Raw genomic sequence first — 16,715 nt, 5'->3', positions numbered from 1 at the left:
CTAGTGTCCGGTTGTGGGAGGAGCGGATCATGGTGGACTTCGACAGGGAAGTCGACGTCTTGGTCGTCGGCACCGGCGCGGCCGGGTTCGCCACGGCCCTCGGCGCGGTCGACGACGGCCTATCGGTCCTGATGGTGGAGAGCACCGCCAAGTGGGGCGGCAACAGCGCGAAGTCCGGCGGCGGCATGTGGCTGCCGAACAACCCGCTCATGCGCGCCGATCGCGTCGCCGACTCCCGCGAGGAGGCGCTCGCCTACCTGGAGGCGACCGTCGGGACCGAGGGACGGGCCAGCAGCCGCGAGCGCAAGGAGGCCTTCGTCGACGGCGTGGCCGACTTCGTCGACACCGCCCGCAAGCACGGCATGACCTTCGTCCGCGCACCCGAGTACGCCGACTACTATCCCGAGCGGCCCGGCGGCAAGATCGGCCGGGGGATCGAGCACACCCCGTACGACGTCCGCAAGATCGGCGCCTGGTGGAAGACCTCCCAGGCCCCGGCCGCGATGCCCGTCCTCACCGACGACGTCTGGCTGCTCGGCCGCGCCTGGTCCACGCCCAGCGGCTTCCGGCGCGGCGCGAAGCTCGTCCTGCGCGCGCTCGGCGGCATCCTGACCGGCCGCAAGCTGGCCGGCATCGGCGCGGGCCTGACCGCCTCGTTCCTACGCGCCGTCGTCATCGACAACAAGGCCGAGCTGTGGCTGAACTCCCCGCTGGAAGACCTCATCGTGCGCGACGGGCACGTCGTCGGCGCCCGGATCGGGCATGAGGGCCGCACGCTGGCAATCCGGGCCCGCCGGGGCGTGATGCTCGCCGGCGGCGGATTCGACGCCAACAAGCAGTGGCGGCGCCGGTACCACGGCATCGACGGCAACCCCTCCGGCGCGCCCGGCAACCTCGGCCGGCCGATCGAGATCGCGATGGCGGCCGGCGCGGCCGTCGAACTCATGGACGACGCCTGGTGGGGCGCCTCGGTCGCGCCGACCTCGGTCACCGAGCCGTCGTTCATCGTGGGGGAGCGGTCGTTCCCGTACACGGTCATCGTCGACGCCAAGGGAGACCGCTTCGCCAACGAGTCCGAGTCCTACGTCGACCTCGGCCACCACATGCTCGAACACGACCGGCACGGCACCTACTGGATGATCGCCGAACGCCGCCACGCCCGCCGCTACCTGCGCACCTACGCCATGGACCCGAAGGGCTCCCGCGCGATGAAACGCGAAGGCGTCATGTTCCAGGCCGCCACCCTGGCCGAACTCGCCACCAGGATCGGCGTCGAGCCCGCGCGCCTGACCGCCACGGTCGAACGGTTCAACGGATTCGCCCGGGCCGGGGTCGACGGCGACTTCGGCCGCGGCAACTCCGCCTACGACCGCTACTACAGCGACCCGCTCGTACACCCGAACCCGAACCTGGGCCCGCTGGAGAAGGGACCCTTCACCGCGGTCAAGGTAGTCGTCGGCGACCTCGGCACCAAGGGCGGGGTGGTCACCGACGCCGACGGGCGGGCCCTGCGCGAGGACGGCTCGGTGATCGAAGGGCTCTACGCGGCCGGCAACAACTCCGCCGCCGTCATGGGCCGCACCTACCCCGGCCCCGGCTCCACCATCGGCCCCGCCGTGGTCTTCGGCCTGCGGGCCGCCCGCCACATGGCCCACCACACCAAGGACGCCGCATGAACCCCGCAGGCAAGGTCTTCGTCGTCACCGGCGGCGGCAACGGCATCGGCGGCCAGGTGGTCCTCGGGCTGCTCGCCGCCGGCGCCCGGGTCGCGGCTGTCGACCTCAGCGCGGCCGCCCTCGCCGACGTCGCGGCGCGGGCCGACGCCGGTGACCGGCTCACCACCCACACCGTCGACATCACCGACCGGTCCGCGGTCCTGGCCCTGCCGGACGCGGTGACGGCCGCGCACGGGCAGGTCGACGGCCTGGTCAACGTCGCCGGCATCATCCACCGCTTCCAGCCCGTCAGCCGGCTCGCGTTCGACGACATCGAGCGCGTCATGGCGGTCAACTTCTGGGGCACCGTCAACACGACCAAGGCGTTCCTGCCGCTGCTGGAGGCCCGGCCCGAGTCGGCGCTGGTGAACGTGGCCAGCATGGGGTCGCTGGTGCCGGTGCCCGGCCAGAGCGCCTACGGCGCCAGCAAGGCCGCCGTGAAGCTGTTCACCGAGGGTCTGATCGCCGAGCACCAGGGCGTCCAGCCGCGGGTCAGCGTGGTGTTCCCCGGCGGCATCGCCACCAACATCCTGGGCAACTCCGGCATCACCATGCCGGGTGCGGACGCCAAGGCGGCCGCCGCCAAGCTGACCTCGCCCGAGGAGGCCGCCCGGCAGATCATCGACGCCGTGGTGAGCGGGCGGCCACGGGTCGTCATCGGCCAGGACGCGCGGATGCTCGACCGGCTCGGGCGCCTGGCGCCCACCCGGGCCATCCCGTTCATCGCCGGCAAGATGCGCGACCTGATCAAATAGCGACCGCGCCGGTCAGGGCCGTAGCGCACGGTCGAGCAGCGCCCAGGCGGCCTCGGCGGTCGGGCGGCGCTCGGCCTCGGGCACCTTGGCCACCAGCGAGGCGATCATGCCCACCGCCAGCATCAACTCGTCGGCGGTCACCGCCGGGCGGAGCACTCCCGCCCGGCGGGCCTGGTCGACCACGCCCACCAGTGCCACGCGTACCCGTTCGCGGATCGCCTCCAGCCGGGGGTCGCGGTCGGCGCCGGTGACGATCTCGACGAAGGCCACCGAGTCGATCATCTGCCTGGTCAGGGCGCGGAGCAGGTCGTCGAGGCCGCAGGCCGGATCGGCCGACAGCGTCTCGATCTCGGCCACGTTCGTGTCGAACGCCGCCAGCGCCAGGCTGACCCGGTCGGGGAAGTGCCGGTACAGGACGCCCTGGCCGACCCCGGCCCGCTTGGCGACGGCGTTGAGCGGCGCGTCGATACCCTGTTCCGCGAAGACCTCGGTCGCCGCCGCGACCAGCGCGAGCCGGTTCTCCCGGGCGGCGCCCGGACCGCGGTTGGCGGGGCGGGGCGCGCTCACCTGTGGTCGCGGCGGTCGGCGGTCATGGCACCACAGTACGTGCCGCCGCCGGGCACGGTCGCCGGTCCGGACGTCCGCAAGCTCACCCGCCGGCTCCCCGGCGCGGGCGGGCCGGCTCCGTCCGCCGTGACATCGGCGTACTCGGCTGATCGGAGGATGTCCGAGCCGCTGCCGTGACATCGACGCAATCGGTTGATCGGCCGAATAGCTGGGTCCGTCAGGCTGTGCAGTAACGACTCTCCATTTGGGATTGTGAAGTGGTTTCTTCACGTGTGTCGGCAACCTCCATCGGCCGCGTGAGGACCACGACGGAACGGGGCACGCGGCTCACCTGCGGGTGACGCGTGCCCCGCGGCTTCCGAAACGCCCCGCGGTGCTCCGCGCCGCGGGGCCGACCCCCGAGGAACGGAGTGTCATGAAGCACGCCGACCACGCGCGACGGCGACGCCGGCTACTCGCCGGTGTGCCCGCGCTGGCACTGGCCGCGGCCGGGCTCTACGCCCCGGCTGCGGCGAGCGCCGTCGCCGCCCCCAGCGCGGTGATCAGCCCGAGCGAGTTCTACATCAACTACGCCGAGCCCGCGGTCCAGCACGACACCGAGGGCAAGGAGGTCAAGGGCAAGGGCGGCGTCTACGGATCTGTCGTCGACAAGGCCAAGGCGTTCGACCGCAAGCACGGCAAGGGCAACCCGCTCACCGCGCGCGAGCTGGCGAAGCTGGAGGCGAAGTCGATCCGGCAGGGCGGCAGCCCGCGCCGGTACAAGAAGGCGCCCACCACCCAGACCGCGAAGCTGCTGACCATCCTGGTGGAGTACAGCACCTCCGCCAACGATGACTTCACCGGCTCGATGGTGCCTGTCAGCATCGACGACCGCACCTGCGTGCCCGGCACCGTCCAGAACGGGCCCAGGCACAACGGCATCCCGAACCCGGCGACGCTGGCCCGCAAGGACAACAACTCCATGTGGGTGCCGGACTTCTCGCCGGACTACTACAACAAGATGCTGTACACCTCCAAGGGCATCACCGAGCGGGTCCGCAAGGACCTGACCGGCCCGGACGGCCGCCGCGGCATCGACATCTCCGGCCTGACCATGCGCAACATGTACCTGGAGATGTCCAAGGGCGCCTACACCGTCGCCGGTGAGGCCACGCCGTGGATCACCGTCCCGCACTCCGAGGCGTGGTACGGCGCGTCGCGCTGCTTCATGAACGCCGACGGCGAGTGGGAGGCCGGCGCGATCCAGTCGATGAACGGCCACCCGGACAACCCGCTCGGCCCGCAGCAGATGGCGATGGACGCGGTGAACGTGCTGGCCGCGTCGAACCCGAGCTTCCCCTGGGCCGACTACGACATCGAGGACCAGGGCGACCGCGACGGCGACGGCAACTTCTTCGAGCCGGACGGCGTCATCGACCACCTGGTGCTGGTGCACGCCGGTGAGGACAAGTCCGGCGGCGGCGGCGCGCAGGGCACGGGCGCGATCTGGGCGCACTCCTCGGCCGTGGCGGGCGGCTACAGCATCCCCGGCACCAGCCTGAAGGTGTCGAACTACATCGTGCAGCCGGAGGACTCCGGCGTGGGCGTGTTCGCCCACGAGTACGGCCACGACCTCGGTCTGCCGGACCTGTACGACACCTCGGGCGGCGGCGACTCCGACGTCGACTTCTGGGACCTCATGGCGTCGGGCTCGCACTCCGGCCCGATCTTCCAGGCGATGCCGACCCACATGGGCCTGTGGGACAAGTGGGTGCTCGGCTGGGCCGAGCCGGAGACCTTCGCGCCGGGCGCGGCCGACAAGACCGTGAAGATGGGTCAGACGTCGCGCACGCCCAAGCACACCGCCGACGGCATCAAGATCGACCTTCCGGCCAAGACGATCGTCCTGGCCGAGCCGCACAGCGGCGCCAACATGTGGTACACCGGCGCCGACCAGGACTGGGCCGACATCAAGGTGGCCCGCACGGTGAGCGTGCCGGCCGCCGGTGACGCGAAGTTCTGGACGTGGAACAACTACGTCATCGAGCAGGACTGGGACTTCGGGTTCATCGAGGTGTCCACCGACGGCGGCACCACCTGGACCGACCTCAAGGTGTACGACGAGGCCGGCAACCTGGTCTCCACCGACGACGGCTACGCCGACCCGAACGGCAACATGGCCACGTTCGGCCGCCGCTACGGCCTCACCGGCGACAGCCACGGCTGGCGTCACGACTACGTCGACCTGAGCGCCTACCAGGGCCAGACGGTCCAGGTGCGGCTGCGCCTGGCCACCGACGCCGCCTTCCAGGAGCAGGGCTGGTTCGCCGACGACTTCTCGGTCACCGGCGGCGGCGCCACCACCTGGAGCGACGACGTCGAGTCCGGCGCCAACGGCTGGACCGCGACCGGCGGCACCTGGGTCGACACCACCGGCCCCGGCTGGCGCATCGACACCGGCTCCTCGGTCAAGGCGCACTACTACCTCGCCGAGTGGCGCAACTTCGACGGGTTCGACAACGGCCTGAAGTACGCCTACGACACGAGCTACCAGCGTGACGGGGCGTGGAAGGTCGAGAAGATCAAGTACAACGCGCCGGGCATGCTGGTGTGGTACCGCGACACCACCTTCGGCAACGTCAACCACGCCGCCAACAACGCCACGGCGCTGCCCAGCGGCGGGGCCAAGGGCGGTCTGCTCATCGTGGACTCGCACTTCGACCCGCTGCGGCGGGCCGGCGAGGCCGCGGTGAAGGACCCGTCCACGCTGGACAACCTGCCCAGCCGGCCGCAGTCCTCCAACGCCGCGTTCACCTTCGGCAAGACGTACCCGTTCAAGGAGTGCTTCGAGGCGCCGAACGAGCCGTTCAGCGAGTACTGCACCGCCTACCCGGCGCAGCGCGGCGTGACGGCGTTCACCGACGCGAAGGGCTGGGTCCCCGGCCTGGAGCACCGCGTGATCGGCGGAGCGGACCAGTTCTTCTTCCGTGACGTCGACGCGTCCGCGGTGATCCCGTCGGCCGGCAACGTGCCGTACACCACCCGGATCGTCGAGGCCGACGGCACTCCGGCGACCGCGTTCTACGGCGCGGACTTCGGGTTCACCGTCACGGGCACCGGCAACCCCGGTGACCAGGGCGCCGCGTACGGCGTCACGATCGTCCTGGTGAAGGCCGCGCACGACAACTCGTACGTCACCGTACGGGTCTCGCCCGCGAACTGATCCACCGCACCACGAAGGGGCTGCCCGGCCGGGCAGCCCCTTTTCGCATGCCTGACCGATCAGGTGCCGGACTGCCGCCGGCTGAGCCGCCCCACCTCGTACGGGGCCAGGTCGTAACGGGTGAGGCCGCGCGCGAGCTTGAAGTCGATGCCCGCGTCGACGAAGGGGGCCACCGCCGGGTTCGTCAGCGACTCGTCGCTGAGGGCCTCCCAGGCCAGCTGCCCGGCGCCCAGGGCCGCGAACCCGCCCGCATCGCCGCGCAGCAGCTCCCCCAGCTCACCGAAGAAACCGTCCGGATCCGCCCTGGCCTCGTCGAGGAACGGCGCCAGGCACCGCCGCCACACCTCACCGCTGTCGATGCGGCTCTCCTGCCTGCCGAGCGTGAACCGGCCGAGCATCTCCAGACGCTGCAACATGTCGGCAGGCAGCCGCCGCCTCCGCTTGAACCATGCCATGCCCGGCCCTGACGGACCGCAGCCCCGTCCGTCAGAGCACGGTGATGGACGAGCAGACAGCGAATGCGGAAACCGGCTACCTCGCGGCACCGGCCGACACCGACGCACGGCGGCGGGCCGCCTTCCGCCTGGGATCGGTGCTCCTGCTGCGGTACGCGACCGAGTCCGCCGCACCTGAAGACCGCGACCGGGCGATCCTCCTGTTCGAGGAGAGCCTGGCCGGACCGGGACTGACCCCGCAGGAGACCCACATCGCCTGGGGCGGCGCCGGCCTGCTGCTGATGCAGCGGGTCTTCCCGGCCCCGCTCACCCAGGACTCCGACGGCACCGCCTTCATGGCCTACATCCTGGCGATGATGACCATGGACCAGACGGACCCCCGCAAACGCGCCGACGCCGCCCGGGCCGAGGCCCACCTGCGGAAACTGGCCGACCACGCGCCAGCCGACTCCCCGGTCCGGCAGCAGATGCTCCCCGCCCTGGCCGTACTCAAGATGTTCGTGTTCGACGGCCAGCCCGACATGGCGGCCGCCCTGGCGATCCTCAGCGAGGCCGCCGCCACGGGACCTGCCGATCAGCGGGCGATGGTGGCCACGATCAGCGCGGCGATCCGCGCGGAGGATCCCACGGGGATGACCCCGCAGCAGGCGACCGAGACGGCTCAGGAACTGCAGACGCTGATCGAGCTGATGCCGCCCCACCCGGTCCTGCGGGCCCGGCTCCGCGCCGAGATCGCCGTGGCCGTCGTGAGACTGGGGCAGGCCACCGGCGCGCCGGAGCTGCTCGCCACGGCCCCGGAGCTGGCCGGCCAGTCGCTCGAGGAACTGGGGGAGGACGAGACCCGGCAGGAGATCCTGCGCCAGTTCGTCGGCCTGCTGCTCTCGGCGGAAGCGGCCCAGGCCGCCGACGGGCAGCTCGACCGGCTGATGGGGCTGGCCGACCAGATCGTCGCCGAGGAATCCGTCAGCCCGGCCCAGGCGGGCAAGGACAGATACCTGCGCGGCATGATCCTGATGCTGCGGGGCCAGCGCGACGCCAGCAGCGCCGACCTCACCGCCGCCGCCGAGGAACTGCACCGCGCGGTGCGGGAGATCCCCGCCGACGACCCGATCGTGCCGTTCGTCGTGGCCACGCTCGGCGCGCTCTACAACGACCGGGCGCTGAGCCGGGGCGTGCTCGACGACGCCGAGGCCGGCCGGGAGCTGCTCCGGGCGGCGCAGCTCATCTACGACAGCAGCCTGCCCGGGGGAGCCGCGGACGGCCACCTCATCGCCGGGCTGCAGAGCATCACCCGGCTCAAGGACTCCGTCCAGAGCAGGGACCAGGCGGGGCTGCACCAGGCGGTGACGTCGCTCAGGTCCGTCACGAACAGCCTGTCGCCCGAGTTCCCCCTGCGCGCACGGCTCGACGCCGCCCTCGGCGTCGCACTGATGACGCTCGGCACCTCCAGCGGCGATCCCACGCTGGTCAACGAGGGGCTCGCCGTGATGCGGCGGGCAGGGCGGCGCAGTCCCACCGTCACCGTGGACCTGACCCTCACCCGGGTCGCGCAGGCCGCGGCGGACCTCGTCGAAGGCTTGCTGAACCACGATCGGGACGCACCGGGCCGGGCGATCGAGCTGCTCAGCCTGCTGGAGGCGGACGGCTCCCTCACCGAGGAGGAACGGCTCACCGTGCTCAGCCTGCTCGCGCAGGCGTACCAGGCCCGGCACACCGCGCAGGGCGTGGCGGCCGACAGGGACGCCGCCCTCGACTACCGGGAGAAGGCGTCCGCCGCGCTGCCACGGGCAGGTCACCCGCAGGCCGCGCACATCATCGGCGGCCTGGCCGAAGCCCACCGCCAGCGCGGAACGGACGACGGCCGGGCCCGCTCCCTGCGGCTGGGACTGGACAGCCTGCGGGCGCGTGGCCTGGACGTGCTGCTGCAGAGCAACCCGTCGCACGGGCTCGCGGCCGCGCGCGACGCCGCCGCCGACGCGGCGCGCCTGGCCCGCTGGTGCTGGGCCGACGGCGACCTCACCGCCATGTACGAAGCGGTGGAGCTGGGCCGCGGCCTGGTCCTGCACGCCTCCACCACGGCCACGCAGATCCCGGGCCTGCTCCGTGACCGCGGGCTGGCCGACCTGGCGCTGGAGTGGGAACGCGCCGGTGCCGTCGGGAGCATCCTGCCGCCGGACGCGACGCGGGACGCCCCGGCCGTCGCCGACCTAGCGGGCGCGCTGCTGGATCGGGGCCTGCCCCTGAACATCCGCTCGCGCATCCTGGAGGCGCTGAGCGACACCACCGCTGCCCGGCAGCTCGGCGAGGTGCCCGGCCCGGCGGCAGTCGGCGCAGCGCTGACCTCCATCGGCGCCGCCGCCCTGGCCTACCTGCTCGCAGGCGATGAGGACCAGCCCGGGGTCATCCTCGTCGTCACCGCCCACGGCCAGATGCGCGCCCGGCCTGCACCCGGGCTGCGGGCCGCCCCGGGCCATCGGGGCAACCCGCCCTCGTCCGCGTCGCGAGACGTGCTGCCGGTGGGGCATGACCCCAGCGAGCCCTGGCAGGAGGACTTCTGCGACTGGGCCTGGACGGTGGCTCTCGGCCCGCTGCTGGAGGAACTCGATCTCCTGCCCGACGGCGGGCCCGCCCGTGTGGTCCTGGTGCCGACGGGAACCCTTGGCGCGTTCCCCTGGCACGCCGCCCGCAGGACCGTCGCCGGCGGCCACCGCTACGCGATCGAACACGTCCAGCTGACCTACGCGGCCTCAGCCCGCCAGCTGATCGAGGTCGCCGGCCGTCCCACGGCGGCACCGGACAACGGGGTGATCCTCGTCGGCGACCCGACCCGTGATCTTCCCGGCGCCCGAGCCGAGGCGGAACTGCTACAGGCCGCGTTCTACCCGCAGGCGCTGCTGCTCAACGACCCGAGCCCGGAGGACGTGCTGCGGCACCTGCCCGGTCCCGCCGGTGAGGGCCCGGCGCTGCTGCACTTCGCCTGCCACGCACGCGCCGGGGAGAGCCTGGCCGAGTCGTATCTGCGGCTGGCCAAGCCCGCGGATAAGACCGGCCGGTGCGAGCTGCCGCTGGACCGCATCCTGCGCCATGCCGCCGGACGCGCCCCCGGCACCGCAGGCGGGCTGGTCGTCCTCGCCGCCTGTGCCAGCGACGTCTCCACCACCGGTCACGACGAGTCGATCACCCTGGCCACGGCCTTGCTGGCCGCCGGATTCACCGGGGCGGCCGGTTCCCGCTGGCCGGTGGACGACGTGCCCACGGCATACCTGATGGCCGTCTTCCACCACCACCTGCGCGAGCGGGGCCTGGCCCCCGCCGAGGCGTTGCACGAGGCTCAGCGCTGGATGCTCGACCCGGATCGCGAGGAGCTGGCGGTGCTGAAGGCGCTGCCGCCGGTCGAGTCAGCGGAGCTGGCGTCGGTCCGGGTGTGGGCGGCCTTCTCCTACCACGGCCGGTGAGGTGCGCCTGTCCGTCAGATAGCAGCGGCACCAGGACCAGCCCCCACCGGCCGGTGCCGACGTGCTCCCTCCACGAGAAAGAGCTTCCCCATGGCTGGTACCAATAGGTTCAGCACGCCGATCGCGGTCACCCTGCTGGCCGCTGTCCTCCTCGGGCTGATCGCCGTGTTCGTGTTCCCGCCGCTGCCGCTGGTGGTGGTCGCGCTCCTGCTGGCCACCGCCTTCGGCGCCGGCGCGTACGGGCTCTCGCGCCGGGTCGCCTACCTGAAGCAGAACCAGTACTTCGGCCAGGGCAACCGGCAGGGCGGGGGGAGGCCGCTGGTCGCCCAGCTGTTCACCGCGACCGTGGGCCTCACCGTCGTGTCCGTGCTGATGGGGTTCGGCGCCGCCTTCCAGGCGGTCAGCGCGGGCGCGGCCGTGGTCGCGGCACCGTCCGCATCCCCTGCGGCCTCCTCGCCCGAGCTGCCGCCCAGCCCGACCCCCGAGCCGAGCCCGACCGAGGAGCCCAGCCCGACGCCCGAGACCGAGCCGTCCCCCACCGACGAAGCCACCAACCCGACACCCGACCCGTCCGGCACGGTCCCCCCGGGATTGACCGTCTTCCTCGACGAGAGGCGCGCCCTCGCGGGCTACACGCAGACCGGCGCGTACTCCATGTCGGCCACCCTCTACCAGCGGAGTGTCCGGGTTAGCTGCGAGCGGCCCAACGAGGACTACACCGAGTGGAACGTGGCCGGCTTCCACACCCTCAAGGCCACGTTGGGCATCTCGGACGATCAGTCGAACGCGTTCGGCGCGATCGGTGAGTTCATCTTCTACAACCAGAACGGCAACGCGATCGGCAAGCCCCACGTGGTGTCCGTCGGCAGTCCCAAGAAGGTCGAGGTCGACCTGACCGGTGTGGTCCGGCTGCGCATCACCTGCAGCGGGCGGGACTCCAAGACCAGCAAGACACGCTCTCTCTACACCATCTACGGCGACGCCACGATCGTCTCCTGAGAAGAGGAAGCGATGCTGATCGAGGCGACGTGTGATCCCGAGGGAGACGAGCCGCGCCTGGCCGCCTGGCACGTGGCGGTCCGGGAGCTGATCGCGGTGGCCGCCTGGGTGCCCAAACGGCCCGGGCTCGGCGAGGACGCCGAACCGACGTTCATGCACCACGCCCCGTCCGGGCGCGGGGTGCTGGGGGTCTACGACGGGCTCGGCGGCGCGGGGGCACGGCACGCGGGCCGGGCGGCCGACGGGCGCCGGCTCAGCCACGCGTTCGTCGCGTCCCGGCTCGCCCACCTCACGGTCCAGTCCTGGTTCGCCGACCTGGCCGCGGGGCAGGCCGAGCCGACCCTGCCGCAGCGGCTCGCCGAGACGCTCGGCGGGGCGCGCACCGCGGCACGGAACAAGATCGTCGGCACCATGCGGCGGGACTTCCCGACCACGCTGGCCGTGATCGACTACCAGCAGGCCGGGGACGGGCTCACCGTCGCCGCCTCCTGGGCCGGGGACTCCCGTTGCTACCTGCTCACCGCAGACCTCGGCCTGCAGCAGCTGAGCAAGGACGACAGCGACGTCGAGGACGTGCTGGAGCTGCTCATCGCCGACCAGCCGATGACCAACGTGGTCAGCGCCAGCGGCGACAGCACCATCCACCGCCGCGTGTTCGCGGGGCTGCCCACGCCGTGCGTGCTGGTCTGCGCCACCGACGGGTTCTTCGGCTACGTGACCGCTCCGGCCATGTTCGAGCACGTGCTGCTCAGCGAGCTGGACCGCGCCGCCGACGCGGGGGAGTGGGCCCAGCGCCTGACCGCCCGGGTCCGCGGCTACACCAGCGACGACGCCTCCGTCGTCGCGGTCGCGGTCGGCTTCGGCTCCTTCGCGCAGCTCCAGGAGGAGTACCGGGAACGGCTGCGGCGCCTGACCCACGAGCACGCCGACATGTTCGACACGGTGGCGGGCCGGACCGAGTTCGTCGCGGCACGCCGCCGGTCCTGGGAGATCTACCGGCGCAACTACCTGCGCTACTTCAACTGGCCGACCGAGGACCTGACCGTGCCCCGGTCACCGGCGCCTGAGCAGACGGGAGCCCGGTGGTGAAGAAGGGCGACGAGATCAAGGGATACCGGATCGTCTCGGACCCGACGACCAGCGGCGGCGGCCGGTGCGTCTGGGCGTTCGCCGAGAAGTCCGGGGGCAGGTACTTCATCAAGCAGTTCCTCGACCCGAAGTGGCCGACCGCGTCGTCCATGGGCAGCCCCGCGAGCAAGCAGGCCCGCCGCAACGAATGCCTGGGCTTCGAGGAGCGGCACCGGCAGGTCAACCAGCGGATCAACCCGACCCGGGCCAAGGGCGGCAACCTGGTCTCGGCCGTCGACTTCTTCCGCGAGGACACGACCTACTACAAGGTCACCGAGCGGGTGGAGGCGCTGAGCCTGCGGCACCTGGGCGGCCTCCCGGTACGGCAGGTCGCCGTGGCGATCCGCACCCTGTGCCAGAGCGTGCGGCAGCTGCACCGGGCCGGGATCGTGCACGGCGACCTCAAGCCCGAGAACGTGCTCCTGCAGCGCGCCCCGGACACCGACCACTACCTCGCCAAGGTGATCGACTTCGACGACTCGTACCCGACGGGCACCCCGCCGCCGCCCGACCAGATCGTCGGCGACCAGCGGTACGGCGCGCCCGAGTGGCTCAGCTACGTCAAGCAGGACGAGTCGACCAAGGCGGCCGATCTGACCACCGCGGCCGACGTCTTCACGCTGGCGCTGGTCATCCACGTCTATCTCACGGGCGTGCTGCCGGGCTACGACGCCACCCGGTTCGGCGCCGCCGCGGACGCGATCAGGCTGGGCGAGCCGCTGCAGTTCGACACCCGCCTCAGCCCCGCGCTGATCGAGCTGATGCGGCGGATGACCGCGCTGCGGCCCGGCGACCGCCCCTCCCTCGACGGCGTCCAGGCCGCACTCGCCGACGACTCCCTGCTGCGGCCGGTGGACGGACCGCGGCCTGGCGAACGCACGCCCCCGCCACCGCGCCGGGAACAGGTCGGCCGTCTGCGGATCAACATGGGCGGCTAGCCCGCCGACCAGCCATCAACCGGAATCCAGGAGGAGAACAGTGTCCAACAACGACTACGACGCCACGCTTTCCTACGCCGTGGACATCGTCTTCTGCATCGACGTCACCGGGAGCATGACGCCGGTGCTCGGCACCGTCAAGGACGGCGCCCTGTCCTTCCACAAGCGCCTCGAGGAGGCTATGCACGCCAAGGGCAAGGCCATCAGCCAGCTCCGGCTGCGGGTCATCACCTACCGGGACTTCGCCGACAACGCCGCCGACGCGATCGAGGCGTCGAGCTTCTGGACCATCCCGGACCAGATCGACGAGTTCGAGGCGTTCATCCGGCGGCAGCGGGCCTCCGGCGGCGGCGACGAGCCCGAGTCCGGCCTGGAGGCCCTGGCCGTGGCGATCAAGTCCGAGTGGGAGCGGGGCCTGGACCGCCGCCGCCACGTCATCGCGATGTTCACCGACGCCTCGGCCCACCCCCTCGGCACGGGCGCGTCGGCCCGCACCTACCCGGCGGGCCTGCCCTCGTCCATGGACGACCTGTTCGAGATGTGGGGGTACGCGACGAGCCAGCAGGCCGTGATGGAGAACGCCGCCAAGCGGCTGCTGCTGTTCGCGCCGGACACCAACCCGTGGAACGTGATCGCCGCGGACTGGAACAACACCATCTACCTGCCCTCGCGCGCGGGGGAGGGGCTCGAGGAGGTCGAGCTCGCCGAGATCATCGACACCATCGCCAACAGTGTCTGAGACCCCGAGGCTGCCGGGGCCGCCCGACGGCTCGTTCCGGCTGCAGGCGACCGCCGAGCGGATCCGGCTGGAGAACGCCGGCGCGCTGATCGATGTGCCGCTGGCCTGTCTGGCCGGGTACGAGGTCGCCGAGACCTCGGACCCCGAGGTGTTCGACCTGCGGATCAGCTTCGAGGTCCAGGTCACCGAGGTGATGCTGCGGCATCGCGGCATCACCTCGGTGGTCGAGGCGCTCCGGCGCTCCTGGGAGGCGGCCACCGGCCGTCTTCCCGGGCGCGACCCGGCGCAGGATCCACCACTCGTGGGCGGGTTCGAGGAGTATCACCCGGACCGCGAGCCGGACCCGGACACCGCCGTCCCGCCCGAGCAGGTGCGCGTGGAACCGGAACCGGTCCTTCGCGGCCCGGCGCTGGTCCCGGACACACCGGAGTGGATCATCTTCGGCCCGCTGGCCGACACCCGGCGGCTCGCCGAGGCCGAGCTGACGATGACCGACCCGGCACAGACGCCGCGATGACGAACGGCCGGCGATCCCGCCCGCAGCTGCGGCCCCGGCGGGATCGCCCCGCCTATGCCCTGCTCGCGCGCAGCTCGGCCCGCAACTGCAGGAACCGGAAGAGTCCAGGACGGCCGGCGACCGTCTCGTACTCGCCGACGACCGTGTCGACGAACGTGGGCACGTCCGCGGCCGCCAGCCGTGAGGTCCAGGCCGAGAACCCGACCGTGCACCACTGCGCGAACTGCTCGCGGGAGCCGAAGTCCCACTCCCGGTCGACGACCGACTGCCCGGTGACCTCCAGGCCGGCGCCGCGTGCGATCCCGGCCAGGTCGTCCTGGCCGAGGTGTACGTACGGCGGCGTGAACCCGGCGAACGCGGGCGCCCAGCGCGGATCGCGCGTCGCCTCCATCGCGACCTGCTCGACGCTCGGCCGCGGGCCGCGGCAGACGAACTGCACGAGCACCCGCCCGCCGGGCGCCAGCGTCGCCGCGATGTTGCGGTAGGCGGCCTGCTGGTCGGCCACCCAGTGCAGTGCGTTGAACGAGACCACGAGGTCGTAGTCCGGCCCGAACGCCATCGTGGTGACGTCGCCGACCTGGAACGACACGTTCGCCTGCCGGTCGTCGGCGGCGCGCGCCGTCTCGATCATCCGTGGTGACGGGTCCACGCCGAGGACGGACCCCTCCGGCAAGCGGGACGCGATCCAGCGGGTCACGTACCCGTCGCCGCAGCCCACGTCCAGGACCCGCTCGTCGCCCGCGACCGTGACGGACTCCAGGGACGCCGTCGCCATCGCCCGCTGCAACTCGCTGACGTGCGCGTATCCGGCCCCGTCCCAGTCGGCCATGCGTCACCGGGTCGGCGACGGCGACGGCGACGGGACCAGCGACTCCCCGTACAGCGCCTGCATGATCGCCATCGCGATCGCGTTGGCCGGCTGCTGGCCGCCCGGGCTCGCGAACAGGGACGTCAGCACGATCACCGAGTTCTTCGTGGCCGGATCGTGCGCCATGAAGGAGTTGAAACCGGGGATCTGGCCGTCGTGGCCGTACAGCGGCCCGAACTTCACGATCGCCAGGCCGTAGCCGACGTCGGCGTTGTCCGGGGTCGGGATCTGCTTGATGCTGTCCATCCGCGTCTTCTGCATGGCCGGGTCGAGCAGGCCCCCGCCCACCAGCGCCGTGACGTACCGGGTCAGGTCCGCGGCCGTGGAGATCGCACCGCCCGCCGCCCACGCCCACGACGGGTTGCTGTCGGTGACGTCCCGCGGCTTCAGCTCGCCCTTGGCGGCGGCCGCCTGCTCGGCCGGGGGCAGCGCCGGGTTCGCCAGCGTGCTCACGTTCGTGCCGAACATGTAGCCCTGCGGGTGGGGCGCGGGGATCCCGGCGTCGGCCGCCTCGGGCAGCTGCGTCTGGCTCAGCCCGAGCGGGCCGAAGATGCGCTGCTGGTACGCCTGCTGCAGCGTGCCGCCGGTGAGCTGCTCGATGATGAGCCCGGCCAGGATGAGGTTGGTGTTGGAGTAGTGGAACGCGGTGCCGGGCGGGAAGTACGGCGGCTTGGCGAAGGCGATGGCGAGCAGCTCGGCGGGCTTCCAGACGTAGCCGGGGTCGCTGTCGAGCTTGGCGTTGAACTGCTCGTCCTCGGAGTAGTTGTAGAGCCCGCTGCGCATGTCGAGCAGCTGGGTGATCGTGATCTGGTCGCCGCCCGGCACCTCGGGCTGGTACTTCGACACTGGGTCGTCGAGGCCGATCTTGCCTTCCTGCGCCAGCTGCAGGAGCACCGTGCCGGTCATGGTCTTGGTGTTGGAGCCGATGCGGAAGTGGTCGCCGACGGTCACGGGCGCGCCGCCGCCGACCGCCTGGGTGCCGAAGGCCCTGGTCCAGTCGCCCTTGTCCGGCGAGGTGATCATCACGACCGCGCCGGGGACGCTCATGTCCTTCATGATCTGCTGGATCCGCGCGTCGAGCGCCGTGGCGTAGGCCGGTGCCGCCGGTGCGGGCGTCAGCCACGTCTGAGGCTCGGAGATCGTCAGGCCGCAGGCCCCGGCGGAGGCCGTGAGCACGAGCGAGAGAACCACGCCGCCTACCCGTGACCGCCGCATTCCAGGACCCCCGTGCCGATCCGGCCGATCCAGTGCGAACGGCCCCGCTGCCCCTGTACGGAGTACACCAGATGGCAGATCGCCCGTCCGGGTTTCCATGAATACCGTCAGCGGGGCCGTCGGGCACGGGCGGCGGCGGACCGTGCCCCCCGGGCTCGCCGG

At 72.0% G+C, this 16,715-nt stretch carries 14 protein-coding genes; 10 read left to right on the top strand and 4 right to left on the bottom strand.

Annotated elements, in window-relative coordinates; genetic code table 11:
* Positions 1 to 29 precede the first annotated feature (29 nt).
* Positions 30 to 1,676, top strand: a complete 1,647-nt coding sequence (locus Cba03nite_RS35745) for an FAD-binding protein (protein ID WP_239126267.1) — start codon at positions 30 to 32, stop codon at positions 1,674 to 1,676.
* A complete protein-coding gene (locus Cba03nite_RS35740; RefSeq protein ID WP_203756302.1) occupies positions 1,673 to 2,470 on the top strand; it encodes an SDR family NAD(P)-dependent oxidoreductase in 798 nt (265 codons plus the stop codon). The genes Cba03nite_RS35745 and Cba03nite_RS35740 overlap by 4 nt, the downstream gene beginning before the upstream one ends.
* Positions 2,471 to 2,482: 12 nt before the next feature.
* Here the strand turns inward: Cba03nite_RS35740 and Cba03nite_RS35735 are convergent, their stop codons facing one another.
* On the bottom strand, positions 2,483 to 3,037 hold the full coding sequence (locus tag Cba03nite_RS35735; RefSeq protein WP_203756299.1) for a TetR/AcrR family transcriptional regulator: 555 nt from the start codon (positions 3,035 to 3,037) through the stop codon (positions 2,483 to 2,485).
* A gap of 24 nt (positions 3,038 to 3,061) precedes the next feature.
* Between Cba03nite_RS35735 and Cba03nite_RS35730 the strand changes: the two genes are divergently transcribed.
* Entirely contained in the window at positions 3,062 to 3,214 is a 153-nt protein-coding gene (locus Cba03nite_RS35730) for a hypothetical protein (protein ID WP_203756296.1), read from the top strand.
* A 238-nt stretch (positions 3,215 to 3,452) separates the two neighbouring features.
* Complete coding sequence (locus Cba03nite_RS35725) at positions 3,453 to 6,239, top strand: immune inhibitor A domain-containing protein (RefSeq protein WP_203756293.1); 2,787 nt, start codon at positions 3,453 to 3,455, stop codon at positions 6,237 to 6,239.
* Positions 6,240 to 6,298: 59 nt separating this feature from the next.
* Here Cba03nite_RS35725 and Cba03nite_RS35720 read toward each other — a convergent pair whose 3' ends face one another.
* Positions 6,299 to 6,655: a hypothetical protein gene (locus tag Cba03nite_RS35720; RefSeq protein WP_203756289.1), complete on the bottom strand. Its 357-nt coding sequence runs from the start codon at positions 6,653 to 6,655 to the stop codon at positions 6,299 to 6,301.
* A gap of 83 nt (positions 6,656 to 6,738) precedes the next feature.
* On the opposite strand from Cba03nite_RS35720, the gene Cba03nite_RS35715 reads away from it, so the two are divergent.
* From Cba03nite_RS35715 to Cba03nite_RS35690, 6 genes are all read left to right on the top strand, one after another.
* Complete coding sequence (locus Cba03nite_RS35715) at positions 6,739 to 10,149, top strand: CHAT domain-containing protein (RefSeq protein WP_203756286.1); 3,411 nt, start codon at positions 6,739 to 6,741, stop codon at positions 10,147 to 10,149.
* A gap of 90 nt (positions 10,150 to 10,239) precedes the next feature.
* A complete protein-coding gene (locus Cba03nite_RS35710; RefSeq protein WP_203756284.1) occupies positions 10,240 to 11,148 on the top strand; it encodes a hypothetical protein in 909 nt (302 codons plus the stop codon).
* A 12-nt stretch (positions 11,149 to 11,160) separates the two neighbouring features.
* Positions 11,161 to 12,237 carry a PP2C family protein-serine/threonine phosphatase gene (locus Cba03nite_RS35705; RefSeq protein WP_203756281.1) on the top strand — a complete coding sequence of 359 codons (1,077 nt, stop codon included), beginning with the start codon at positions 11,161 to 11,163 and terminating at the stop codon, positions 12,235 to 12,237.
* Positions 12,234 to 13,214, top strand: coding sequence for a serine/threonine protein kinase (locus tag Cba03nite_RS35700; RefSeq protein ID WP_203756278.1), 981 nt, complete (start codon positions 12,234 to 12,236; stop codon positions 13,212 to 13,214). Before Cba03nite_RS35705 ends, Cba03nite_RS35700 begins: the two co-directional genes overlap by 4 nt.
* 40 nt (positions 13,215 to 13,254) lie before the next feature.
* Positions 13,255 to 13,953 (top strand): vWA domain-containing protein, encoded by a 699-nt coding sequence (locus Cba03nite_RS35695; RefSeq protein ID WP_203756275.1) that lies wholly within the window; start codon positions 13,255 to 13,257, stop codon positions 13,951 to 13,953.
* A complete protein-coding gene (locus tag Cba03nite_RS35690; RefSeq protein ID WP_203756272.1) occupies positions 13,946 to 14,470 on the top strand; it encodes a hypothetical protein in 525 nt (174 codons plus the stop codon). The genes Cba03nite_RS35695 and Cba03nite_RS35690 overlap by 8 nt, the downstream gene beginning before the upstream one ends.
* 52 nt (positions 14,471 to 14,522) lie before the next feature.
* On the opposite strand, the gene Cba03nite_RS35685 is transcribed toward Cba03nite_RS35690, so the two are convergent.
* Together Cba03nite_RS35685 and Cba03nite_RS35680 are read right to left on the bottom strand one after the other, a co-directional pair.
* On the bottom strand, positions 14,523 to 15,299 hold the full coding sequence (locus tag Cba03nite_RS35685) for a class I SAM-dependent methyltransferase (RefSeq protein ID WP_203756270.1): 777 nt from the start codon (positions 15,297 to 15,299) through the stop codon (positions 14,523 to 14,525).
* Positions 15,300 to 15,302: 3 nt separating this feature from the next.
* Positions 15,303 to 16,529 (bottom strand): serine hydrolase domain-containing protein, encoded by a 1,227-nt coding sequence (locus Cba03nite_RS35680; protein WP_239126266.1) that lies wholly within the window; start codon positions 16,527 to 16,529, stop codon positions 15,303 to 15,305.
* Positions 16,530 to 16,715: the final 186 nt, after the last annotated feature.

Origin of the sequence: Catellatospora bangladeshensis (assembly GCF_016862575.1) — a bacterium.
In the GTDB taxonomy this organism is placed as follows: Bacteria; Actinomycetota; Actinomycetes; order Mycobacteriales; family Micromonosporaceae; genus Catellatospora; species Catellatospora bangladeshensis.
The sequence above is the reverse complement of the archived record's forward strand: the minus strand, read 5'-3'. Positions and strand labels throughout refer to the sequence as shown.